Raw genomic sequence first — 23,141 nt, 5'->3', positions numbered from 1 at the left:
CCGCTCCGCGCTCGGAGCCAAGATCTTCGCGGGGCGGCCCTCAGACGTCGGACGTCATCTCCTTCGGTGCTCGTAGCTACCGGTACAGGTGAGCCAGAACCTCGTCACTCACGGGGTAGGGGCGTTCATGCGGTAGGAGTCGCTGGGCGGCGTCCAGGTCTCCGTCCTGCACATGGGCATGCACCAGGCGGGCCGGCGCTGTGACGTCGGTGATGGAGACGATCCACTCGTCGGCGTAGAGGCGGGCGGCTTCACCGGCCAGGCCGAGCTGGAGTGTTCGGTGGGGAAGCGGCTGGAGACGCAGGTCGCGTTCGGGGTCCCATTGCACGCGGGCAGGGGCCCGCTTCAGCCGGCGCCTCCACGTGTCGTGGTCGGTGTGGAGTCCGCGCTCATAGTGCGACAGGCAGGCGTGCCGCAGTGCCCACTCGAAGCCTTCCCGGGTGATCTCGACGGCGAGGACGTGCTCCTGACCTTCCTTGGTGCCCCATCCGCAGCGGTACATCATCCACAGGAACGACGGCTTGATCCACGTCATCCGGTCCCGCTTCCACACTGCTGGGAAGCGATCGTCCCGGGCCGCCGCCGGACCGATCTCCGGCGAGTACGCCTGGTAGACGGTGACCGTGGCGTCCGTGTGAAGGGCTCGGATCTGATGCTTGGGTTCTGTCACTTGATCAGGGTGATCACACCCCTTCGCGGGCGCCATCGAATTACCGAGGAGGGAGGCCGCCGAGTCTGCGGTAGCAGATGAGGGTGCAGGCGACGGCGGCAAAGGCGAGAAAGGGTGCCGCTTTGCGTTCGTAGCGGCGGTGGAGTCGTCGGCAGCCGGCGGGCCAGGCCATGATGGTGCGCTCGATGGTCCGGCGATGGCGGCCCAGTCGCTGCGAGGACTCGACGCTCTTGCGGGCGATGCGGTGGGTGGTACCACGCTCGCGTAGCCATCGTCGCAGGTGGGAACGGGACTCCGGCCGTAACCACGTTCCTACGCACACCGACAGTGCCCCGTGGGGACAGCAGAGCTTCTGATCGGCGCGATGTCTTCTTCACGACATCGCGTTGCCGGTGTCGGGCGTGCCGGGGTGGGGTATGCCCGCCCTGGCAACACCGAACGGGGCGACGGGGGTTGGCGATGAGTCGTGGGCGTGTGGACGTGGGGTGCCTGGCCGTCGGGGTGGTCTTCCTGCCTTTTGGCCTGGGGCTCGGGTATGTGTTGGTGATGGCGGTCTGGCGGTTCGGGCGTTATCTCTGGACCACGGGTGGGCCGCGGCTTGCCGAAGGCGATCCGGCGGCGTGGACCGTCCTCGGCATGGTCCTCTTCTTCGTCGCGGTGGTCGCTTTCATTCACTGGCATGCGGGCCGGGACGGTGGGCCGAACCCTCTTCCCGGCCGGGAGGTCCACCGGGGAGAAGACTGGTACTGGGAGGCCGAACGGGTCGAGTACCCGCCGAAACCAGAGACCGATCTCCGACGGCCGCCCTCTCCGTGACCCGGCCTCTCGCACGGACCCGGCCTCTCGTACGTCGGATCCCTCACCTGGTTCTTTTCCTGTCCCACCCCGCCTGACGGTCCCGCTTGCCCCACGGGACGTCGTCCCTCGAGTACGGGTCGGCCACCGTGGGGCCTCGATGCGGCGGTTCGTCGCCGGTGGGTGCGTGGTGGGGCCGTCTGGGGCAGCGGCGGTACCGTTCGGGAGCAGGTCGGCAGGGGCAGGATCAGTACGCGTCCGGGAGCCTTGCCGATCTGGATCGCCGAGTACGAGGGCCGCGGTCGCCCCGTTCCGAAACGGGCGGTCAGCGCGCTACGCGGTAGCGGAGGTAGACGACTCCCGAGTTGAAGGTGCGGGTCTCGACGAGTTCGAGGTCCACTCGGCGTTCGTGCTGGGGGAAGAACGGGATGCCGCCGCCGACGAGTACCGGGTAGAACACGACCCGGTACTCGTCGATCAGACCCGCCTCGGCCGCCTCTGCGGCGAGGCTCGCGCCTCCGATCGCGATGTCGCCCTCCGCCTGCTCGGCCCGCAAGCGCTCGATCTCCTCCGCCAGACCGCCGGAGACCAGGCGTGCATTGCCCTGCACCGCCGACAGCGTGGTGGAGAACACCACCTTGGGAAGCGGGTTCCAGAGCGCGGTCCACTCGCGCTCCGCGGCGCCGAGCGATGGATCCTGGTCGGCGGTCTCCCAGTACAGCATCGTCTCGTACAGCCGTCGCCCCAGCAGGTGGACGCCGATGTCGCGGAGCTCATCGATCCAGAAGCGAAAGACCTCCGCGTCAGGCTCCGACCAGTCGAAGCCGCCGTCCGGTCCGACGATGTAGCCGTCGAGGGAAACGTTCATCGAATAGGTCACTTTGCGCATCAGCGGTCCTCCTCCGTGCCGGGTTCGACAGTACGACCGCCGACGCCGCAGGGCACATCGCGGCTCGCGGGATCACCCGGGCTACGGCGTTTCCTTCCGCTGTACCCCCCATCTGCGCCCGGTGCGGAATCCGTCGATCGCCTGCTGGTGGTCCCGCCGTCTGCCGCAGCGCCTGTTGCTGGTCGGCGGGAACCGCTGCGGCCGTCATTCCGTGACGAAGGGTGCGTATCCGGCCGGTACCTCGCTCACCTGGAGGTCGGAGAAGAGCAAGGTCACGTTGTGCGCGTTGGTTTCGATGCGCACCTCGTGGAAGTCGATCCCGAGGGCTTTCGACCAGCGGCGGGTCGCCTCGGACTCGGGAAGGAGTCTGGCTCCCGGGTACAGGGCGTGCCACTTCACGCCCCAGACGTATCCGTCGAGGTCGACACCGGTTTCGTGGTCGATGAGCCGGTCGTCCAAGGAGACCTGCCAGATCTCCGCCGGCACCGACGTCTCGCACCGGGCCTCGACGCAGTACCGGAAGAGATACCGCAGGTGGGACGGGGCGATGCCGGTACGGGGATCGGCCGTCGCGTGGACGATGACCTCGTAGTCGCGCATGTAGTCGGTGTATCCGTGGTGCACGACAGCGAGATCGAAGGTCTCGTCCAGCATCTGCTCGAGTACGGCGGTGTCCATGCCGCCCTTCTACCTCACTCGGCAGGACCTTCGACAACGAGATTCCTGGGGCCTGGGGCCTGGGGTCTGGGGTCTGGGCGCCGTTTCCCTCAGGGCGGGGGCCGTCCGGACAAGCCCTGGACGGTTTCTTTCGGACGACCGCGCCGTTCGCGCTTTACGGGCCGGCCGGGCGTGGGGGCGAAATCCGGCGGGCGGGCGGCAGCGGCTGTTCGGCGTGCCCGGCGCGGGAGGTGTCCGGTGGCGTGCCACTGGGGTCGATGCCTTCCCGCGGGCTCAGGGACTCCAGCAGTCCCCACGCAAGTCGCCAGGACAGATCGCGCTGCCGTAAAGGAGGACCCTCTCGGGCTGACCGCTCGGCAGGATGGTCACCTCGTGACTCTCCCGTGGCGTGCCGTCCACGGTGATGCGTATCCGCTCGGGCGACGTCCACACCGCGTCCCGGAGTCCGTCCTCCTCGCCCATGAAGCAGCTGACCGTCCAACGGCGTTCCCCGAGCAGGCCGTCCTGGTGGACGTAGAGGCAGCGCGCGGGGTCGAAGTCGTCGTGTTGCACCATGACCAGCCTGCGGTCGCTGCGGCCCGGTGCCGCCTGCGTCTTCACCTCCCGCTCGGCGTGGTCGTACAGGCCGAGAGTTCCGCCGATCCAGGTCGACGGAACGCCCAGGAGCAGCAGCAAGGTGGCCAGTGCCGTGCGCAGCGGGGACTTCGTCAGACCGCGCAGGACCGCTACGGCCAGGAGGATCAGAACCGTGCCGGCCAGCAGGAATGCCTGCTCACGAGGCCAGGTCAGCAGTATCAGGCCGCCTTGGCCCCCTGTCGCCACCCCGGCCAGGGCCGCGGTGCCGAGAAGGAACGCCGGTGTCAGCAGCAGGAAGACCGAGCGTCTTCGTTCGCGTATGAAGCTCATGTTCCCCCCGAGCGATGCGGATCACGCAGTTTAGGGCCTGTCCGGCGGATCTTGTGATCGCGGTGCTCTCGTCTCGTTGGCGTAGTCATGGGGCGGGGAGATCTCACCAAGGACGAGTGGGCCCGGCTGAAGCCGCACCTGCCGAGGTCGGGGCAGCGTGAGCGTGGCGGACGCCGGGCCAGCCATCGCCGGATCATCAACAGGTCCTGTGTCGACAGCGCACCGGGGTGCCATGGCGGGATCTGCCTGCGCCGTTCGGGAAGTGGAAGACCATGTACGAGCGGCGCAGACGCTGGTCGGCGGACGGAAGGAACAGAGGACAGGCTCTTCGCGGCCGTCCTGGTCGCCGTCGACGCGGGCGGCCGCGTCGACTGGTCGACGGTGAGCGTCGATTCGGCCTCCTGCCGGGCCCACCAGCATGCCGCCGGGGCTCGCAGGAGCTCGCCACGAGTGCCGGGAGAAGACGCACGCCCCGGCACCACCGCCCCGACGAGGGGCTCGGACGCTCCCGGGGCGGCCTGACCCGCAAGATCCGTCTCGCCGGCGAGGGCGGACGGCGCCCCTTGGCCCTGCTGCTCGCACCCGGGCAGTGGGGTGACGCCCCGCAGTTCATCCCGGTCATGGACCGCATCCGAATCGGTCGGCCGGGCGGCGGGCGCCCACGCACGCGGCCGGATCACGTCGGCGGTGATAAAGCGCGTTCCTCCCGCCGAAACCGCAGCTACCTGCGCAGTCGCCGGATCAAGCACACCATTCCCGCACCGGGGAACCAGCGGGCCGACCGTCAGGCCCGCGGCGGCAAAGGCGGCCGACCCGCAGGCTTCGACAAGTCGATCTGCGAGCGGAGAAACGAAGTTGAGCGCACGATCAACTCCCTCAAGAACTTCCGGGCCGTGGCAACGCGGTTCGACATGCGCGCCTGCGTCTTCCACGGCACCGTCACCGTCGTCTCCATCCGGCTTCGGCTCCGGTCGCAGTCCGCCGGGGCGATCTAGTAGTACCCCTTCACCCCGTCGAGCAGCTCCCTCACGATGTCCGCGTGTCCCGCGTGCCGCCCGGTCTCCTCGACGAGGTGGATGAGCATCCAGCGGAGGTTGGCGCTGCCGGCGCGGAAGTCGGGGTGGCGGCCGACGTCGTCCAGGGAGGCCGCGGCCACGATCTCGTTGCTGCGGGCACACTGGGCCTCGTACTGCACGAGCAGCTGCTTCAGCGGAACGCCGTCGACCCGCCATTCGGCGCCCTCGTCCGCCTCGTCAAAGGACGGATTCCGTGTCTTGTCGCCGCCGAGGAAAACCACCTCCAACCAGGCGTGCTCGACCCACCGCATGTGGCTGATCAGCCCGGCCATCGTCATCGCCGGCGAGGTCGGGATCACGGAACGGTGCGCGTCGGCCTCGCTCAGACCGTCGCACTTCCACCGCAGGATCTGCCGCTGGAGGTCGAGCCAGCCGATGAGCGCCGTGCGTTCATCGGCCTGCAAGGGGGGACGCTCAAGTGAAGGTGCCATGCCTGCACGTTACGCGGTCACAAGATCCACCGGGCAGGCCCTGAGGGAGAAGGTGAGGCGGAGGCCAGAGCTTGTCTACAGAACGCGGGCCGCGAGCGTTCTCTCCTGTCCCGCTACACACTCGCGGTCATCCGTGGCGTGGCGTTCCGGCCGTGCCGGGTGCTTGCGGCTCGCCGTTCGTGCACGCGGGGAACCTTTTGCGTTTTGACGGTGGGTCAGGGTGTCCGGGCCTCGCGTGGCGGGGCCCGGACGGTTCGGCGGGCTCTCTCGTCAGCAGCGGTGGAGGTCTTCCACGAGGGTGCCCTGGACGGTCTTGAGGGAGTGGTCGTAGCAGCCGTCGGAGGAGTACAGGCGATAGCGCTCGGTGCTGGTGCCGACCGCGCGGCGCTGTTCGCGCGGGACGCCGAGGGTGAAGGAGGCGTCGCCGGTGTACGTGTCGTCGAGCCGGGACCAGAAGAGGCGCTTGCCGTTCCGTATGACGTCGGAGGAGGCGCGGTCACCGATGGTCAGGACGGTGCGGAGCCGGTTGTCGGTGCCGACGGTGATCTCGCCGTCCATGGTGTACGCGCGGTGGGTGCGGGTGGTGGTGCGGCCGGCGGTCACCGTCTCGTCGTCGCTCCAGGACGCGTCGAGCGCGTCCGGGTTCTCGTCGGCGCCCCAGGTGTGCGCGGAGCGGTGGCCGACGGTGCGGGTGACGGTGGTGGAGACCCGGCCGTGCGAGGTGTTCAGGTGGCCCGCGACGGTGAGCGTGTGGCCGCCGGTGGTCTCCAGGCGGTCGGGCGAACCGGCGGTGTACGTCGCGGAGTTGCGGAGGTCGCCGACCTCGTGGCGGTCGAGGGCTCCGGTGACGACCGCGCTGCTCTCGTCCTGCCAGAGCAGTACGTTGGTGGGGACGCTCCAGCCGGTCTGTCCGGCCGGGACGCCGGCCACGGACACCTCGACGCGGTGCGCGCGCCCGTCGTTGAGGAGCGACGCGAACGGGGTGAGGTCGTAGACGATCGGCTGGACGTCGAAGGCGCGCGGCGCGGGGGTGACGTACCAGAGGAAGGGGTTGGACCAGCCGCCGGTCCACACGTGCGGGAACGGCGCGGCGATGCCGGCCAGTCTGCCGTCGACGGAGATCTGCACCTCGCGGTACGGGCCGTCGGTGGCCTTGCAGGAGTAGGGCGCGGCGTCGGGGACGGTGAGGTACCAGAACTCCTCGCAGCCGCCGCCCGAGCCGGTGGCGTACACCTCGGCGAGGATGCGTTCGGTGTTGCGCGGGGTGGTGAGGGTGGCGCCGGTGAGCGGCAGGACCCGGTCGGGGGTGCCAGCGGCCGGTTCGACCGCGCCCCGGGCCGCGTAGAAGGTGAGGGTGACCTTGACGTCGAGGACACCGGTGTAGGTGTCGTTGACGACGTTGCCGATGAGCATCTCGATGTTCTGGGGGCGGCTGAGGGTGTCGCGGTAGCGGGTGACGTCCTTCTCCACCGACCAGGCGATGCCGTCGGGCGACGGCTCGGGGGTGGAGGTGCGGAAGATCTCGACACCGCCGACGGTGAGGTGGCCGAGCCGGTCGTACTGACGGCCCTTCACGGTGCCGTCGAGGCGGAGCACCACCTTGTTCCAGCGGTTGCCGCACTCCTTCGGCGGGGCGTAACTCCCCTTGTACGGCGTGAAGTCGCGGAACTCTGTCTCGACCAGCGTCACTTGGCAGGAGCGGGTGTCGGGGACGGCGACCGGCGGCGCGGCGGTGACCGGGTCGTGCCAGTCGGTGGTGAACTCGGGCGGCGGTGTCGGGGTTCCGTCCGCCTGCGCCGCAGGAGCGGCGAGCAGCAGCCCGGCGGCCAGGGTCAGGCCGCCGATCATGCTCATGATCTTCCGTTGTCTCATGGGGCAGCAGTGAAGCGCGGGTTCCCTGTCGCGGTCCAGAGGGCGTGGGTTCGGGTTGGCGAGATCCGGGCGGAGCGGCGGCCTGATCGGGTTCTTGCGGATCGGGTTCTTGCGGATCGAGTTCTTGGTGGCCTTCTTCGGCTCGGGTGGAGTGGCGCGGGAGCCTCCGGTGTTCTTTCCGGCGGCGGTGGGGCGGGCGGTCGGGGGTGGGTGCGTCGCGCCGGTGGCCGCGCCATGGCTCCGGCGCGGGGCGGGAGTCGGTGTCAGGCGCGGAGCGCCTTCGCCAGGAAGGCGCCGAATTCGGCCGGGTGCGTGGTCAGGCCGGTGTGTCCGCCGGGGAAGTGCCGGAGCTCCGTGCCGGTCTTCTCAGCCAGGGCGGCGGCCGCGCGGTGGGGCAGTTCGCCCTCGGAGTCCGTACCGACGGCGAGGACGAGCCGGTCCGGCCGTGCCGCCAGCGTGCGGATGTCGGGGACATAGGTCATGAACGGGGGCACGATGGACCCGACGAAGTACGGCAGGTCGGCCATCGTCCGCTCGGCGCGCGCCGCCGCCTGCGGCGGGAGTTCGGGGGCGGCCGGGGCCGCCTTCGGTGCGGTGGGTGCGCCCTCCTTCGGTGCGGTGGGTGCGCCCTCCTTTGACTTGGTGGGTGCGCCGTCCTTCGCCAGGCCCGCCGCGAACGCGGCCATCGCCGGCATGAGGCCCTGGGTGTGGAGGGTCTCCCGGACGCGTGCGACGAACGCGCGGTGTTCGGGCGCGTCCGGCAGGACCTCCACGACCGGCGGCTCGTGCGCCACGAGGCGGGCGACGCGTCCGGGGTGGGCGGTGAGGAGGTGCAGGCCGGCGATCGCTCCCGAGCTGCTGCCGAAGACGCGGGCCGGCTCGTCGGGCGAGAGCAGGTCCAGCAGGCGGAGGGCGTCGTCGGCGTGCTCGGCCACCCGCTGCTCGGCGCCGGGGTCGTCGAGCGGGCTGCGGGACAGGCCGCGCGGGTCGTAGGTCGCGACCGTGTACTCGGCGGCCAGGTCGTCGGCGACGGCGTCGAAGGCGGCGGCGCCACCGCTTCCTCCGGGGATCAGCAGCAGGAGCGGTCCCCGGCCGCGCACTTCGTAGCGCAGGGTCGCGCCGGGCACGCGCAGGCTGCCGATGGTCGGGGTGGTCATGCGGATTCTCCTTCGCGGGTGGAGGGCCAGTGCTCCAGGAGCGTGTGCAGGGCGTCGAGGGCGCGCGTCCAGGACTCCTGGGCGGGGCGCGCGTGCGCGAAACCGCCCGCCGCCTCCAGGGCGACGAACCCGTGGAACGTGCTGCGCAGCAGCCGGACCGCGTCGGTCAGGTCGGGTTCGGCCAGGCCGTAGCCGCGCAGCATGCCGTACGTCAGCTCGACCGCGCGTCGCGGGCCGGGCGCCCGCGCGGCCAGGTCGGGGTCGATCTCGATCGGGGTCTGGGTCGCCGTGTAGCGGCCGGGGTGCTGGTGGGCGTACTCCCGCCAGGCGTTCGCGAACGCGACCAGCGCGTCCTTGCCCGCCCGTCCCGCGGTCGCCTCCGCGATGCGGACGGTCTTCTCGTCCGCCGCCAGGAGGGCGATCCGGCCCCGGAGGTCGTCCAGGCCGCGGACGTGCGCGTAGAGGCTCGCGTCCTTCACGCCGAGCCGGCGCGCCACCTCCGTCATGGTCACCCGGTCGAGTCCGACCTCGTCCGCCAGCTCGGCGCCCGCGACCGTCACCCGCTCCGCCGTCAGCCCGGCCCGCGCCATGAACCCTCTCCCTCTCTCTTCTCCTAGGAGTTCTAGGTTTAACCTAGGGTCTCTAGGTACGTCAACCTGGCGCCCTTGCGGGCGGCGCGGATCCGGGCGGCCGACGCCGTCCCTCCCGCGCGGGTGACGGTCTCCACCGGTGGCGCTCCTCGGCGCGGCCCCGGCACGGATCGGGGACCTGGTGGTTGTCGAGGACCTGGCCTGCGCCGAGTACCTGAGTCGGCTCCTGGCCTCGGGTCGTCCCGGTTCTCGCCCCCGCTCCGAAGCCCCGCCGGCCAGCGGCAGGCTTCTGAATCCCCTGGCGGGGGCCGGTGTCCTCCGCCCCCGATTCAGTAGCGGGTGCTGTCGTGGCGGCGCAGGCGGGCGGCCAGGGGCCTGTCCGTGGCGCCGAGTGGCGCGTGACCACACTGTCGGCGGTGGGTCGGGAAGCCGCTGACGGCACCGGGCGTGGGTCAGTGCGCGGACGCGCTCCAGCCGGTTCCGGTCGCGATGAGCAGGGCTCCCTGGTGCAGGCCGAGGCTGCAGGCAGCGGTGGGCGTGCCCACCTGGACGAGGGCCCCGGAGCCCTGGAACGCGTCGGTGCGCAGGTGGAAGGCGTCCGGCTCGGTACAGCCGACGGTCCGCAGCCGCCAGGGTCCCGCGGGGTTCTCGCCGGGGCGGGGCGGCAGGGCGAGTTGGAGCTGGGCGGCGGCCGGACGTTCCGTCCCGTGATCGGCGTGCGCCGCCGTCCAGGACGTCATGACGAGGGCCGCCTGCTCGGGCGGTCCGGATGCGGGCGGGCCGGCGGTGAGGGAGGGGATCGTTCGCTCGGGGAGCCGGAGCGTCCCGATGAGGTCCGGACGGCCCACGTCGTGCCTGAGCACGGTGGCGAGCCAGCGGGTGAGGGCCGGGTCGCTCCGGTCGAGCCAGGTGCGCATCACCTCGCGGAAGGCCGCCTCACGGCGGGCGCCCCGCCGCGACCCCGCGGCCAGAATCGCTCCACCCGCTCCGGAGAAGGCATGGCAGAGCGCGAGCACCGGGACGCGACCGGCGTGCTCGGCGTAACGGACCGAGCGGAGCTCCCACATGGCGCGGCGCAGAAGCGTGGCGGCGGCATGCGCGTCGGAGCCCAGTTCTCCGTCCGGCGGGCGGCGGAGGCGGTCCGACCCGTCGGTGCGGGGCGGGGTGACCGCGTCTGCGCGCCGGCCGGCGGCCGACAGGTACCAGGAGCGGTCGTCCACGTAGTACTCGCCGCCGGCGGCGCGGAGCCGGCCGGCCGGGCCCAGGGAGATCCCGGTCTCCCGCGTTCCGGGGTCGAGGATCGCGCCCCGCGTGTCGGAGAGGTCGAAGGCCGCGTCCGTGACGTCGTCCAGCCACACGTTCAGCAAGGCGGGTGGCGCGGACTCCTCGACGGCGAACTCGCGGCCGACGGCCAGTTGGAGAAAGGCGGTGAGGCGCGTACCGGCACGCTCCACCCGCAGGTGGCGGACGGACGCCGTCGCCAGATCGTAGTCGGGGAGCAGCTCGTCCACGTTCCGGGGCGTGAGCCGGCGTTGCGGTGCCATGACGTGTCCGCGGTAGTCGCGGCCCGGGACGTACGGCTCCGGTGGCGGCAGGAGCGGTGCGATGTCGTACCCGGCGACCGCGGCCTGCTCGGTCATCCACGTGCGCCGCCGCTCGCCGAGACCGGCCATCCACTCCAGTACGGCCGTCGCCCGCCGGTCGCGTTCACCGGCCCTGGACGTGCTCGCGGCCCGGAACAGCGGAAACAGGTTGTTGTCCCACACGTCCGACGCCTCGCGAATGGCTTCCCGGTCGAACAGGCGGGCGTCCGCCGCGGCCTCCGCCATCCGTTCCACCGAGCGGTCCAGCAGCGCGGCCAGCACGGACATGGCCGACGCGGGACGCGCGGGCGGGTGCCGCGTGCCGGAGGGCGAAGGAGTAGGCATGACCATGTCGTGATCCTCGCACGCCTCCGGACACGGACGCGGGCGGGCGGAACGGAGCGGGCGAGCGGAACGGACGCGGACGCGTGCGGCGGCGCGAAGCGGGCGCGGACGTCAGCGTCTCCAGGGACGCTCCGGCGCGGTCGCCCACAGCGTCAGTCCCACGAGGGCGAAGACCACCACTCCTACGAGGGCGGTGGGGACGCCCAGGATGAGGAGGGACCCCAGAAGGAGTTCGGCCCATGTCGGCTCGTCGTGCATCGTGCTCCCGCCCCGTGCCGTAGAAACCATGACTCGACACAGACCATGACTCGCCGCGGACGGGTCGGGTTCCCGGCGTGCCGGCAGGTGCGCCCTCGTCGTCGGTGCGCCGCACCGGATCGTACGGGCCGTCGGCCGTGCCGTACCGGGCCGTCGGCCGCGCCGCGGGCCCGGGCCGCGGGCAGGGGCCGCTCCTGGCCATGTGTCTTCCGGCGCCCCGCGTCAGTCGCCTGAGAAACCGAAGATGCCCAGGTGGGTGGGCGCGCCGCCGGAGTGGAGAACCACGTGGTAACCGGTCCACCGCATCCGGCACTCGCCCGGAAGGCTCCGTTCGTACTCCTCGTGGCGCGCCGCCCAGCCGGCGGCGATGAGCTTCTCGAACTGCTCGACCGTGGGCTCGGCCGTGCCGAAGTGGTGCACCACCCGGTCGCGCGCCAGCGGGCGCAGGGTGCCGTGGTCCGAGGAGCGGGAGGGTGACGGCGGGGTGTCCGTGGCGACGACCCTGTCGAGGTCGAGGATCGTGTGGGTGCCCTCGGTCCCCATGAACTCCTCGTCCTCGTACAGCTCGTCCAGGCTCTCGTACGAGGAGCCGTCCCCGTACTCCTCCTGGAACACCCTGGCGTGCAGGGCCTCCACGGCCGCCTCGACGTCCCCGTCGTACTCGGTGACGTAGCTCCACCCGCTGGCGCCCATCGCGCACCCCTCCCCGAAGATTTCGTGGTGGTCGAAACGGTAACGGCCGGCACTGACATCGCCCGTGGCCCCGCCCCGCCCCGCGCCGGATGCGGTGCGCGGGGCGCCGTGTCCCTTCGCCGACGCGCCTCGTTGGCCGCACAGGCGGGTTTCGGTCGATCGGATACGAGGTGGTCCATGCAGGTCCGGATGGTGGCGGAGAGGGTGGCCGGGTCCCGTGCCGGGGCGGTGGCCCGGGAGGAGAGGATGAACACGCTGGACCGGGCGTTCGCGCTGCTCCCGGCGCGGGGCCTTCCGCCGATGGTGGTGGGCCACGTCCTGGACTTTCCCGCCGGGGCGTTCACGCTCGACGACCTGCGCGCGCGGGTGGCCGAGCGGGCGGCCGGCCTGGAGGCCCTGAACGTCGTGGCGGTCGCGGGGGCGCGCTCATGGACCCGGACCGCCCCTCCCGAGGTCGGACTGCACGTCGCCGGGGAGCGGGTGGACGGCCGGCTCGCCGGGGCGACCGACGCGGTGTGGGGCGGGCCGCTGCCCGCCCGTCCGGCGCCCGGCTGGGACCTGCGGATGCTGACGTGCCGGGACGAGCGGGTGCAGCGGGTGTGCTTCCGCGTCGACCACGCCGTCGTGGACGGCGTGGGCACGGCCCACCTGGTGGCCGCGCTGCTGGCCGACGAGCCCGTCGTCGGGCCGTACCCGTACCGTCCGCCCGCGGCGGGGCGGGCCCCGCTGGCGTGGCTGGGGGCGTCCCCGCTGGGGAAGCCTCCCGCGCACGAGGTGGTTCCCGCCGGGTGCGACACGGCGCGGAGCGGGCGGGTGGCCACGGCGTACGAGGACGTCCCGGACGGGGAGTTGCGGGCGGTGGCGGCGCGGTGGGGGGTGGGCGTCAACGACGTGTACCTCACCGCGGTGACCGGCGCGCTCGCGGCCTTCCAGCGGCGGCAGGGGGGTCGGGTGGGGGACCTGCGGGTGGTGATGCCGATGTCGGTCCGCGTCCAGGAGGCGCGGCTCGCGCCGGGGAACGCCGCCCTGCCGGCGATGCTGCGGCTGCCGTGCACGGTGGCGGGGCCGGGCGAGCGGCTGGAGTCCGTGGTCGGGCAGACCCTCGCGCACAAGGGGTCCGGGCTGCGGGAGAGCGGCTGGAGGACGCTCCTGCGGCTTCCGCCCCGCTTCCTCCGGCGGGCGGTGGAGCGCGCCGACTACCGGCTGGCCGCCAGTCACATCCACATCAACGGCACCTACCGCGTCCTGGGCGCTCCCCCGCTCGCCACGAGCGTTTTCGGTCTGAACAGCCCCGGCATGCTCGGCTACTTCTCCCTCACCCGGGCGATGGACACCGCTCGGTTCACGGTCGTCCACGACCAGGCCCATGCGGTGGCCGCCGAGCTGCCCGGACTGTGGGTGGAGGCCCTCGACGAGCTCGCCGGGCGCGGGTAGCCCTCCCCGGCCCGACGGGCCGGCCTCGTCCGGGACGGCTCGGGGCCGTCGCCATGCCCCTGTCGCACGCCCTGTTGTGCTTGAGGTGTCTGGGGTGTCTGGGGTGGCGGCGCGGGACCCAGAGGGCTCCGCGCCGCCAGGGGTCAACTCCGGTCGTCCGGCCGCCCTGCCCGTTCGTCGCCCCGCGGCAGGCGGTTCAGAGCCAGGCCCAGGAACAGCGCCGCGTACGCTCACAGCACCGCGAGCCCGGCCCACCACGGGAGCGGGAAGTATCCGGCGGAGGGGGCGTAGTGGGCGGTGACCTGCGGATGCTCGACGAGGGTCTGCTGGACGGCGAAGCCGGCGGCGGGAGTGAACCGCAACAGCCACTGGGCGAGGCCGTCGGCCAGCAGGGGGACGGAGGTGACGGCGTACGGGACCGCGATCGTCAGGACGGCCACGAGGACCGCGAGCCAGGTGCGGCGCAGCAGGGAACCGAGCGCCAGGGCGAGGACCGCGGCGAGGGCGAGGGCGGCGGCCGTGCCGACGACGACCCTCGTGCCGGTGAGCGCGGAGGCTCCGACGACGGGGATGCCGTTGTCCTTCAGGATCGTCACGCCCGCCGGGATCACGGTGCCCAGGGCGAGGAGGGCGGTCCCGAAGGTGACGGCCGCGACGACGACCGCCTTCGCCGCGAGTCGGGAGCGGGTGACCGGGACGCCCTCGGCGGCCCCGGCCCGGTCGGTCATCGAGGCCCCGGTCCGGTCGGTCATCGCGGCCCCGGCCCGGCCGACGGTCGCGGCGGTGGCAGTGGCAGTGGCAGTGGCAGTGGCAGTGGCAGTGGCAGTGGCAGTGGCAGTGGCAGTGGCGAACCGTACCGCGACCACGAGCACGACGAGCAGCGCCAGGGTCAGGCCGCCCAGGGTGCGTTCCATCGGGCGGGCGCCGTCCTCGGCGCCCGCCGGACCGATGTCGCCGGTGCCGGTGACGGTGACCGTGCCGTTCTTCTCCACCGCCCCGGACGCCAGGTGGTCCTTCTCCCAGTCCGTCCGGTTCCGCTCGCCGACGGCGGCGTCGTTCCAGCCGCCGGCGCCCGCGCCCCGGAGGGCGACGTGGTCGAAGGTGCCGCCGGCCTGGGTCCAGCGCACCTGTTCCGTGGCGCCGCCCAGGCCGGTCCGGCGGAGCGTCAGGTCGCCGGGAGAGGTGGCGAACAGGCCGACCCGCACGGTCTCGGGGAGGCCGGGGAGCCGTACCGTCCCGACCTCCGTCCAGCTCCTTCCGTCGGCGGACTCGTGGCCCGTGACGGTGTCGCCCGACCGGGTCAGGCGCAGCCAGCGCGGCGTCCCGGCCGCGACCTCGGTGGCGCTGCCGGCGATGTCGTGGCGGTAGTCGTACTGCATCCGCACGCCGTGGCCGCCGGTGGCCATCAGCGCCGCGTAGGAGGAGCCCGGGCGGACGCCGTCCTTGATGATGATCCCGGCCTTCGCCCACGGCACCAGTCCCGGGACGATCCGGTCGTGGTCCGGCGGCGGGTAGGTGATCGTGCCCGCCATGGACGTCAGGCGGACCGTGATGCTGCCGTCGGTGCCCAGGGCGCGGTGGAAGAAGGAGAACTGGTCGTTGACGAGTGAGCCGTCCGGCCCGGTGGGTTCGGCCGGGCAGGGGCCGTCGCACGAGGCGTGGTCGCCGGAGACCTGGATCAGGCCCAGGACGATGACGGCCAGGGCCGCGGCCGCCATCGCGACCAGCCTGCCCACGCGCCGGAACCCGGTCCACTCCCGTCGGAGGTGTTCGTCGGTCGGAAACATGGTCCTGGTCTACCGATCCGGTCATGACGGGGTCCGAACGGCGGCTGTCACCTCGCTGTTAGGCGGGACCGGGCATGCTGGGTCCGACCGGGCGCGGAAAGCGGAAAGGTGAGGCGGCGTGGGCGAGTTGCGGGGCGGAACCTTCCGCCGACGATTCACGATCTTGTACGCCGGCGGGTTCCTCGGGTCCGGAATCGCGCTGCTCGCCCTGATGTACCTGATGTCCGGGATCCGGGTGACCGCGCTCGCTCCCGGGCAGGGTCCGGGGCAAATCCCCGGGCAGGTCCCGTCGGGCGGGTCCGGCCTCGCCGCCGAGCAGCGGATCCAGGAGCTGGGGAGGCAGCTCGCGGAGGCGCACGCGCAGCAGAACCAGCGCCTGCTGGCCGGCTCGCTGGTCGCGCTGGCGGTGATGGCGGGCCTCTCGCTCCTGCTCGGACGGCTCCTCGCCGGCCGGGTCCTGCGCCCGCTGCGGCTGATCACCGCCGCGACGCGGCGGATCTCCGCGGAGAACCTGGACCAGCGGCTCGCCGTGGCCGGGCCCGTCGACGAGGTCAAGGAGCTCGCCGACACGGTCGACGGCCTTCTGGAACGCCTCGAAGCCTCGTTCGTCGCGCAGCGCCGGTTCGTCGGCAACGCCTCGCACGAGCTGCGCACGCCGCTGGCGACGATGCGGGCGTCGCTGGACGTCGCCGTCGCCAAACCGGGGGCGGCGGCGCAGACCGTCGCGCTCGCCGACCGGCTGCGGACCGAGCTCGACCGGGTGGACCACCTCCTCGACGGGTTCCTCGTCCTGGCACGGGCGCAGCACGGCGCCCCGGCCGACCGGACGCCCGTGTCGCTCGGCGGGCTGGTGCGGGAGGCGCTGGCCGCCCGGGCCGCCGATGTCGCCGCGAGGGCGCTGGGCGTGGAGGACGAGGTGCGGGCGGACGCCTGGACGGCGGGCAGTGCGGCGCTGCTGTCCCGGATGGTGGAGAACGTGGTCGACAACGCGATCCTGCACAACGAGGAGGGCGGCTGGATCCGGATCCGCACCGAGGAGACCGCCGCGCGGGTGCGACTGGTCGTCGAGACCGGCGGGCGCGTCCTCGACCAGGAGCGGGTGGACCGACTGACGCGGCCGTTCGAGCGGCTCGGCGCCGACCGGACGGGGCCGGAGGGGAGTTCCGGGCTGGGCTTGTCGATCGTCGCGGCGATCGTCACGGCGCACGGCGGCCGCCTCGCCCTCCTCGCCCGGCCGGCGGGCGGTCTGCGCGTCGCGGTGACGCTGCCGTCGGTGGCGCCGCCACCGGCGATGCCGTCCTCGATGGCGAAACACCCGGTGGCGATGGCGTCGGCGGCTCTGTCGTCGGCGGCCGGTCCGGAGGGACGGTCACGGTGAGGGTGCTGGTCGTGGAGGACGCGCGGTCGCTGGCCGAGGTCGTCGCCGAGGGGCTGCGGGACCAGGGGATGGCCGTCGACCTCGCGTACGACGGTCTGGCCGCCGCCGCCAAGCTCGATCTCAACGCGTACGACGTGGTGGTCCTCGACCGCGACCTGCCCGGCCTCCACGGCGACACGCTCTGCCAGATGATCACCGAGCGGGACGACCGCGCGATGGTGCTGATGCTGACCGCGGCCGGGGCGCCCGGGGACCGGGTCAGCGGCCTCGTCCTCGGCGCCGACGACTACCTCGCCAAGCCCTTCCACTTCCCGGAGCTGATCCTGCGCATCCGGTCCCTGGCCCGCCGCAGGCCGGCCGCCCGGGCCCGCACGCTGCGCGCCGCGGGCCTCGAACTCGATCCGGTCCGCCGGACCGCCCTGCGCGACGGCCGGCCGCTGGAGCTGTCCGTCAAGGAGTTCGCCGTCCTGGAGGCGCTGTTGCGCGCCAGTCCGGGCTTCCTGAGCGCCGAGGACCTCCTGGAGCAGGTGTGGGACGAGAACGCCGACCCGTTCACCAACACGGTGACCGTCACCATCGGCAGGTTGCGCCGCAAGCTGGGCGGCCCGCCGGTCATCGTGACGACGCCCGGGGTGGGCTATCGCGTCGCCGACGCTCCGGCCGTCTGAGGGGCGTCGGCCGGCCGGCGCGGAGGCGCCGGGCGGCGGACTCCGGACTCCGGGCGTGCCCGTGCCTGTTCACCTCCGCCAGAGGAGACCCGCCACCAGGACGACCAGGGCCGCGCCGAGCACGACGGCGAGGACGGTCCGCGTCCGGCCCCCGGCGGCGGGCCGGGCGGCCGGGGCGTCGGCGTACCGCTCCCGCAGCCCGGCGCTCGGCCAGCCGGGGCCGACGCCGGACAGGAGCCGGACCGGGTCCGTGTGCCGCCACCGGTGGAAATCCGCGATCAGGCCCTCCAACCGGCCGCCGGCCGCCGGGGCGTCGCCGGTGTCGAGGCGTTCCAGGTCGGCCAGGGTCTCCTCGAACAGCGGACGGACACCGCCCTCGCCGCCGTCGGCCAACGCCTCGGTCCGCAGCAGCACGTAGGGACCGAACCGGGCGTCGACGAGTGCGGCGAACTCGTCGTAGAGAGGCGAGAACCGCGCGCCGAGCCGGTCGACCAGCCCTTGGCGCCGGGCGCGCAGGCGCGCCAGCGCCGTCCGCCGGTCGACCACCAGGTACGGGTAGGTGGCGTCGCCCCACTCGCCCAGCAGCTCCGCGTGCGCGTCGGTCCCGGCGTCCTCGGTGTCGGCGATCCTCGCCTCCGCGAGGTTCTCGCGGGCGAACATCGCCCACCACAGCAGCGGAGGCCAGTTCTTGGCCTCCAGTTCCGTCGTGCCGTCGAAGAAGCCGGCCCACTCCCCCGCCGACCCGTCCGGCGTACGGGGCTGCCGGGCGCTGTTCAGATAGAGGCGCAGACTCATCTCGGTTCCCCACCCTCGCCCGCGGACGCGCCGGCCGCGGAGCGCCGGCGGCCGCCGCGGCGCCGTCGCCGCCCCTCCCCCGCCGCCGACACGGTCCTCCGCGGTCCGATCGTTCCGTCGTGTGGGGACCCACTCTCGCCGACCGCGCCTCCCGGGTGCCAGGCGGGGCACGGTGCGGGCCGTGAAGCGCCCCTGGACCGCACGGACCCGCCGTGTCCCGGTCCCCACCGCGCTTCGGCTTTCCGGTGCCGCCGGCAGCGGGTCCGGTGCGGGGCGGAGCTTCCGGTACCGCCCCGCACCGGATCCGGATCACCTCCTTCGGCGGCCCCGCCGGCCGGGGCGGTGCATGGCGGCGAGGGCCATGGCCCGCTCGCGGGGGGTGCAGCCGCGGGTCATCCACAGCAGGGAGCCGTAGCGGACGACGTCCCGGACGAGGCGCAGGCCGAGGTTGACGGCCGTCCAGGGGGCCAGGGTCTCGATCCAGTCGCCGGCGTGGTCGAGCAGTGCGTCGAGGTTCATCTCTTTCTCCCGTTCGTGTGAGTCGTTCCGACACGAACGAGGCTTCCGTCAGGGCGAGTTGTGCAGAACGGGCGCGGGCGCCGTTCGCCGTCGCCGCAATTCGCGTACGCTGCGGACCTGGTGCGATGACGCTGAGTGGTTGTTCTTCAGATCTTCGGGGAGTCGAAGAAGTGGCCGGTGGAGAACTGGAGTGGCATCCCGCCGGGCGGAACCGGCAGCTGGAGTGGCCCGAGGAGACCGGCGGCTGGAGCGAGGACCGCCTGTGGCTCCTGGACGCGCTGCGGCACTGGGCCTGGCACCGGGACCACGGGTTCGAGGGACGCCGCATGCGGAACAAGGAGCTGGCCGCCTGGTGCGGGGTGAGCGCCTCGACGATCACCTCGTGGATCCGCAACGGCGGTGTGGCTCCGAGGGGGCGCGGGCTGGATTTCTGCCAGGTGGCGCAGGAGCGGTCCGGCTGCTCTCCCGACTGCGCGAGCGGCTTCGGGGACCGGGACGTCCTGGCCGAGCGCTACGCGAAGGCCGCCGAGGACTTCGCGGCGGCCAAGGATCAGGCCCGGCACCGGACGAGCAGGCCCCGGCCGTGGCCCGCCGCCCACGGCCGGCCCCTGAAGGACGTCGCCGGCAAGCTGGCCGCGCTGAAGCGGGCGCACGACGGCGTGCTGCGGGTCCTGGGGACCGTCACGGTCAGCCCGTTCGGCTCCGGGCTGGACAAGGTGACGCTGGAGCAGGTCCGCGTCGAGCGCGTGGCGGAGAAGGAGGTGATCCGGCACGTCGACCGGCAGCTGGACGGCAAGGCGCCGGGGCAGGCCGCGGCCCTGCTGGGCGAGCCCGGTGTCGGGAAGAGCTGCTCCCTGTGGGGCGTGCACAAGGCCCTGGCGAAGCGTCCGGGGCTCCGTGTCGTCGTCCTGTCCGCGACCTCGCTGCTGGCCGGCGCGGGGCGCGAGCCGGACCTGCGGCCGCACGAACTGCCCAGGCTGCTGGAGGCCCACGCCGGCGAGCCGGCCGGTGCCCCGGGTACGAGGGGGCGCGCGGCGGCCTCCGGGCGCCCTCGGATCGTCCTGCTGCTGGACACCGCCGACCTGCTGCTGCACGAGACGGAGACCGCCCGCGACTTCACCGAGCTGATCACCGTCCTGCGGTCCAGGAACATCGCCGTGGCGCTCGCCTGCCGGTCCGGTGAGGCCGGCCTGCTCAAGCGGAACCGGGACGCGGAGGAGGGCGAGGGCGCCTACACGTCGTTGCTCTCGAACATCCCGCTCGGCCTCTACGGGACCGGGAAGGACGACCGCAGGGAACGCGGCTGGACCCCGGACTCCGAACTCGGCCGGGCGATCGCCGCCCACGGACGCGCGTACGCCCCTTCCCGGAGGGACGAGGACGGCTCCCGGCCGAGGATGGAGCAGGCGCTCGCCGAGGCGGCCGCCCGCGGCCTCCCCCTGAGCCGGCTGGTCCGCCATCCGCTGCACCTGCGCATGATCTTCGACCTGTACAGCCCCCACGGCCCCGAGGTGGCCGAACTCGACGCCGCCGGGCTCTTCCACGACTACTGGGAGCGGCGCGTCGAGCGGGACCTGCGCGACGCGGTGACGGACCTCGACGCGGTGGCGCCGGAGGAGGCCCGGCGACTGGGGCGGGCCGCGGCCGAACTCGGGCTGGCCACCCTGTTCCGGGGGACCACCGAACTGCACCGGGAGCACGCCCGCGACCTGCTCGCCTCCCGGTGCGGCGTGCCGAGCGGGACCGCGGCCCGCTGGACCGGGCTGCTGGTCCGCCGGGGCGTCCTGAGCGAAGGGCTCGCCGGGCGGGTGCGCTTCCACCACCAGGTCATCGGCGAGTACGCGGCGGGGCGCGGGCTCGCCGACGCCCCCGCCGGTCTGGCCGCCGCCGCCCGCCGGATCGTCCGGCACCCTCAGGACCTCTACCTCGCCGAGGCCGCCCGGCACGCCTTCCACCACACCGACCGATCCCGCGCGCACGAGTCGCGGCGCTGGTACCCGCACCTGGCGAAGGTGGCCCGGGCCGCCGCTCCGGTGGCGCGCGACACCTACCTCCGCGTCTTCGCGGGCCTGCGCCACGCTCCGCTCGACGCCGTCGCCGACGCGGTCGCCGTGGTCCGGGAGCCGGAGACCGGCACCCTGCACGCCGAGCAGTACATGGACGCCCTCGGCGGCGTCGTCCGGCCCGCCGAGGACATCTGGCCGACGGTCCTCCGGGCGGTCTGGGACACGGGCGGCGCCCCGCTCCGTCCCCTGGTCGTGCGCACGTTGACGGCCCTCGTCGAGCAGCAGCGCGGCGTCGTCGTCCCCTTCCTGTACGGCCTCGACGCCGGCGAGCTCGCCCGCCACGCCCCCGCGCCGCACCTGACCGCCCTGATGTGCCAGGCGCACGCGTACGACACGGAGCCTGCCACGGACGACGCGAGGACCCCCTCGGACGACGTGAACGGCGCGGACCGCGCGGACGGCACGGGGAGCACCGCGCGCACCGCCGTCGCCGTCATGCGGGAGATGCTCGACGAGGTCTTCGTCCAGCGGGGCGCGCCGCTGGAGCGCGCGCTCGCCGCGCTCGCCGGCCTGGCCGCCCGCCGGCCGGACCGGTACGGCGAGCTGTGCCGCGGACTGCCCCGGCGGATGTCGGCGGCGGACAGGATCTCCAAGGACGTCGACACGGTCATCGCCTCCGCCGCGGCCTGCTGGGCCGCCGTCCACCGGCACGAACGCACCGCCGACACCCTCCGAACGGTGCGGGAGCGCCTCACCGGACCGGCGGACGGCCCGCCCGACGGGGAGCTGCACGTCGTCCTGCACGGAGCGGCGAGCAAGCTCTGCCACCCGGACGCGCGCACCGACACCGCACTCCTGCGTTCCGCGCTGGACGACGCCGCGGCCGCGGCCGCCACGGACGGCACGCGCAAGGCCGTGGCCCGCTACTTCCTGCGCCCGCTCCTCCTGGCCGGTGAGACGCCCGCCGGGCGCGCCGCACGCGCGTGGTGCCGGGACCGGACCGGTCACGAAGCGGTCCGGCAGGAGCCGCGGCCGCCGGGCACCGCCCTGGCGCTGACCGCCCTGGGCGTCCTGGGCGGCCGGCGCCTGCCCGGGGCCGTGGTGGCCGCGTGCCTCCCCGACGACCCCCGTTCGGCCAGGCCGCGCACCGACACGCTCCTTCCCTGGACCACCGCTCCGTGGGACACCGATCTGACCGTCGCCGCCGCGGCCGGCGGCCACCACCTCGCCGTGCGCGCCCTCGACCTCCTGGCCGGAGGAACGGCACCCGCCCCGGAAGCACCGGGGACCGAAGGGGCCGAGGGGGCCGGGGAGATTGAAGGGGCCGCGGAGGACACCAAGAACACCGGGGAAACCGGGGAAGCCGCCGCGAAGGGCAGGAGCCGCCGGCGGGGCAAGCAGCCGCGCAAGCGGCTGGCACCGCCCCGCGAGGAGGTCGTCGCCCGCGTACCGGAAGCGCCCGGCCTGCTCCTTCCGTGGCTGCTCCGGGACGCCGAGGAGCGCGGGAACGCCGACGCCGTCGTCGGCTTCGTCCGGGCGAGCGAGCGGCGACTGCCCACCGAGCATCCCGAACACCTGCGCGCCCTCGCCGCCCATCTGGCGAAGCGGGACGACCACCGGGCGGCCGCCGCCGCGCACCGGCTGACCGCGCGCATGATCAGCCACGGCATGGTGCCCCTGGGGAGCCCCGGGGACCTGGTGCGGCAGGTGGAGTCGCTGAACACCAGCACCACCGCGCAGACCGAACTGCTCCAGGCGGTCGCCCAGGCCCTCGCCGCCGGCCCCGCCCCGTGGGACCTCCCCCGCGCGCGCGAAGTCCTGACGCCCTGTCTGGACGGCCTGGTCGACCGGGCCGCGGAGCTCTCCGCCGGGGTCGGCCGACCGGGGCAGGAGGGGGTCATGCTGGCCGGCGAGGCGGCGCAGCTGCTGCGCGTCCGTCTGGCCGTCCTCGACGCGCGCGGGAAGGTCGCGGCGGGCGCCGGCGACCTCGGCCCCGTCCTCGAAGAGGTCGAGGCCCTCGTCTTCCTCCCTCCGGACCTGTGCCTGCCGTCCGGGCACAGCCTGGCGCAGCCGGGCAACGTGTGGCCGCGCCGTTTCGACACCGTGCCCCGGCTGTGCGTCGACCTCCACGAGGCGGGGCACCGGAAGGACGCCGAGCGGCTGCTGGAGCGGGCGGTCACCGTGGCGACGGCGCGGTCCGGCGCCTCCGCGCGGTGGCGGAACGCCGGCTGGAACCCCTGGCGCCCCTATCTGCGTCTCCTCGTCGCCGAACGCTCCCGCCTGTACGACCTGCTCGTCGGATACGGCCCGCGCGACCACCAGCTCACCCGCCACCTGCTGGAGGTCGCGGGCCAGGCGGTGACCGACATCTCGGACGAGCTGCACCGGCTGCTCGCGGACCCCGCCTGGCCGGCGGAGCTGCACGACGCCGCGCGGCGGACCGCGTCCTGGGCCGGCCGTGACGGCGCCAACCTGCGCTGGGAGACGCTCTACGAGGACATCACGGCGTCGTGAGGCGTCGTCGGGGCATTCCAGGGCGTCCGGCGGGCGCGGGCGCCGGGTGCGCGCTAAATCGCTGGTCGAGGCCGTTGTCCGCACTGAAGAATGAGCC

The 23,141-nt window shown here is 73.5% G+C and carries 19 protein-coding genes and 2 pseudogenes; 6 read left to right on the top strand and 15 right to left on the bottom strand.

Annotated features, from left to right (window positions below; genetic code table 11):
• Positions 1-76 precede the first annotated feature (76 nt).
• Together AB0E83_RS18980 and AB0E83_RS18975 are read right to left on the bottom strand one after the other, a co-directional pair.
• Positions 77-706: a DUF4291 domain-containing protein gene (locus AB0E83_RS18980; protein ID WP_362112593.1), complete on the bottom strand. Its 630-nt coding sequence runs from the start codon at positions 704-706 to the stop codon at positions 77-79.
• A gap of 4 nt (positions 707-710) precedes the next feature.
• Positions 711-920 (bottom strand): annotated as a pseudogene (locus tag AB0E83_RS18975) (hypothetical protein); the annotation flags it as partial.
• Positions 921-1,144: 224 nt separating this feature from the next.
• On the opposite strand from AB0E83_RS18975, the gene AB0E83_RS18970 reads away from it, so the two are divergent.
• The gene (locus AB0E83_RS18970; RefSeq protein ID WP_362112590.1) at positions 1,145-1,486 is read left to right on the top strand and encodes a hypothetical protein; all 342 of its coding nucleotides are present in this window, start codon (positions 1,145-1,147) and stop codon (positions 1,484-1,486) included.
• Between the two features lie 304 nt (positions 1,487-1,790).
• Here AB0E83_RS18970 and AB0E83_RS18965 read toward each other — a convergent pair whose 3' ends face one another.
• From AB0E83_RS18965 to AB0E83_RS18955, 3 genes are all read right to left on the bottom strand, one after another.
• Entirely contained in the window at positions 1,791-2,354 is a 564-nt protein-coding gene (locus AB0E83_RS18965; RefSeq protein WP_362112587.1) for a dihydrofolate reductase family protein, read from the bottom strand.
• 204 nt (positions 2,355-2,558) lie between these two features.
• Positions 2,559-3,032, bottom strand: a complete 474-nt coding sequence (locus AB0E83_RS18960; protein WP_362112584.1) for a hypothetical protein — start codon at positions 3,030-3,032, stop codon at positions 2,559-2,561.
• Positions 3,033-3,305: 273 nt separating this feature from the next.
• A complete protein-coding gene (locus AB0E83_RS18955; protein WP_362112581.1) occupies positions 3,306-3,938 on the bottom strand; it encodes a hypothetical protein in 633 nt (210 codons plus the stop codon).
• An 87-nt stretch (positions 3,939-4,025) separates the two neighbouring features.
• On the opposite strand from AB0E83_RS18955, the pseudogene AB0E83_RS18950 reads away from it, so the two are divergent.
• Positions 4,026-4,933: pseudogene (locus AB0E83_RS18950) on the top strand (IS5 family transposase).
• Here the strand turns inward: AB0E83_RS18950 and AB0E83_RS18945 are convergent.
• The 7 genes from AB0E83_RS18945 to AB0E83_RS18915 all read right to left on the bottom strand — a co-directional run bounded on the left by AB0E83_RS18945 (position 4,930) and on the right by AB0E83_RS18915 (position 11,943).
• On the bottom strand, positions 4,930-5,445 hold the full coding sequence (locus AB0E83_RS18945; RefSeq protein WP_362112578.1) for a DinB family protein: 516 nt from the start codon (positions 5,443-5,445) through the stop codon (positions 4,930-4,932). The pseudogene AB0E83_RS18950 and the gene AB0E83_RS18945 sit on opposite strands and share 4 nt — an antisense overlap.
• Positions 5,446-5,715: 270 nt before the next feature.
• Complete coding sequence (locus AB0E83_RS18940) at positions 5,716-7,317, bottom strand: peptide-N4-asparagine amidase (RefSeq protein WP_362112575.1); 1,602 nt, start codon at positions 7,315-7,317, stop codon at positions 5,716-5,718.
• A gap of 263 nt (positions 7,318-7,580) precedes the next feature.
• Positions 7,581-8,474: an alpha/beta hydrolase gene (locus AB0E83_RS18935; protein ID WP_362112572.1), complete on the bottom strand. Its 894-nt coding sequence runs from the start codon at positions 8,472-8,474 to the stop codon at positions 7,581-7,583.
• Positions 8,471-9,064 carry a WHG domain-containing protein gene (locus tag AB0E83_RS18930; RefSeq protein ID WP_362112569.1) on the bottom strand — a complete coding sequence of 198 codons (594 nt, stop codon included), beginning with the start codon at positions 9,062-9,064 and terminating at the stop codon, positions 8,471-8,473. The genes AB0E83_RS18935 and AB0E83_RS18930 overlap by 4 nt, the downstream gene beginning before the upstream one ends.
• Before the next feature lie 452 nt (positions 9,065-9,516).
• A complete protein-coding gene (locus AB0E83_RS18925; protein WP_362112566.1) occupies positions 9,517-10,992 on the bottom strand; it encodes a hypothetical protein in 1,476 nt (491 codons plus the stop codon).
• Positions 10,993-11,103: 111 nt separating this feature from the next.
• Positions 11,104-11,250: a hypothetical protein gene (locus AB0E83_RS18920; protein ID WP_362112563.1), complete on the bottom strand. Its 147-nt coding sequence runs from the start codon at positions 11,248-11,250 to the stop codon at positions 11,104-11,106.
• A gap of 222 nt (positions 11,251-11,472) precedes the next feature.
• Positions 11,473-11,943, bottom strand: a complete 471-nt coding sequence (locus AB0E83_RS18915; protein WP_362112560.1) for a hypothetical protein — start codon at positions 11,941-11,943, stop codon at positions 11,473-11,475.
• A 246-nt stretch (positions 11,944-12,189) separates the two neighbouring features.
• On the opposite strand from AB0E83_RS18915, the gene AB0E83_RS18910 reads away from it, so the two are divergent.
• The gene (locus AB0E83_RS18910; RefSeq protein ID WP_362112557.1) at positions 12,190-13,377 is read left to right on the top strand and encodes a hypothetical protein; all 1,188 of its coding nucleotides are present in this window, start codon (positions 12,190-12,192) and stop codon (positions 13,375-13,377) included.
• 230 nt (positions 13,378-13,607) lie between these two features.
• Here AB0E83_RS18910 and AB0E83_RS18905 read toward each other — a convergent pair whose 3' ends face one another.
• Positions 13,608-15,164, bottom strand: coding sequence for a hypothetical protein (locus tag AB0E83_RS18905; RefSeq protein WP_362112554.1), 1,557 nt, complete (start codon positions 15,162-15,164; stop codon positions 13,608-13,610).
• 163 nt (positions 15,165-15,327) lie between these two features.
• On the opposite strand from AB0E83_RS18905, the gene AB0E83_RS18900 reads away from it, so the two are divergent.
• Entirely contained in the window at positions 15,328-16,542 is a 1,215-nt protein-coding gene (locus tag AB0E83_RS18900; protein WP_362112551.1) for a HAMP domain-containing sensor histidine kinase, read from the top strand.
• Positions 16,539-17,210 (top strand): response regulator transcription factor, encoded by a 672-nt coding sequence (locus AB0E83_RS18895; RefSeq protein WP_362112548.1) that lies wholly within the window; start codon positions 16,539-16,541, stop codon positions 17,208-17,210. Before AB0E83_RS18900 ends, AB0E83_RS18895 begins: the two co-directional genes overlap by 4 nt.
• Positions 17,211-17,279: 69 nt before the next feature.
• Here the strand turns inward: AB0E83_RS18895 and AB0E83_RS18890 are convergent, their stop codons facing one another.
• Positions 17,280-18,005, bottom strand: a complete 726-nt coding sequence (locus AB0E83_RS18890; RefSeq protein ID WP_362112545.1) for a hypothetical protein — start codon at positions 18,003-18,005, stop codon at positions 17,280-17,282.
• Positions 18,006-18,314: 309 nt separating this feature from the next.
• Positions 18,315-18,524: a hypothetical protein gene (locus AB0E83_RS18885; protein ID WP_362112542.1), complete on the bottom strand. Its 210-nt coding sequence runs from the start codon at positions 18,522-18,524 to the stop codon at positions 18,315-18,317.
• Positions 18,525-18,694: 170 nt separating this feature from the next.
• On the opposite strand from AB0E83_RS18885, the gene AB0E83_RS18880 reads away from it, so the two are divergent.
• Complete coding sequence (locus AB0E83_RS18880) at positions 18,695-23,044, top strand: hypothetical protein (RefSeq protein WP_362112539.1); 4,350 nt, start codon at positions 18,695-18,697, stop codon at positions 23,042-23,044.
• Positions 23,045-23,141: the final 97 nt, after the last annotated feature.

It is taken from the genome of Streptomyces sp. NPDC035033 (assembly GCF_040636735.1).
In the GTDB taxonomy this organism is placed as follows: Bacteria; Actinomycetota; Actinomycetes; order Streptomycetales; family Streptomycetaceae; genus Streptomyces.
Note: the sequence above shows the minus strand (reverse complement) of the source record. Positions and strands in the feature narration are given on the sequence as shown.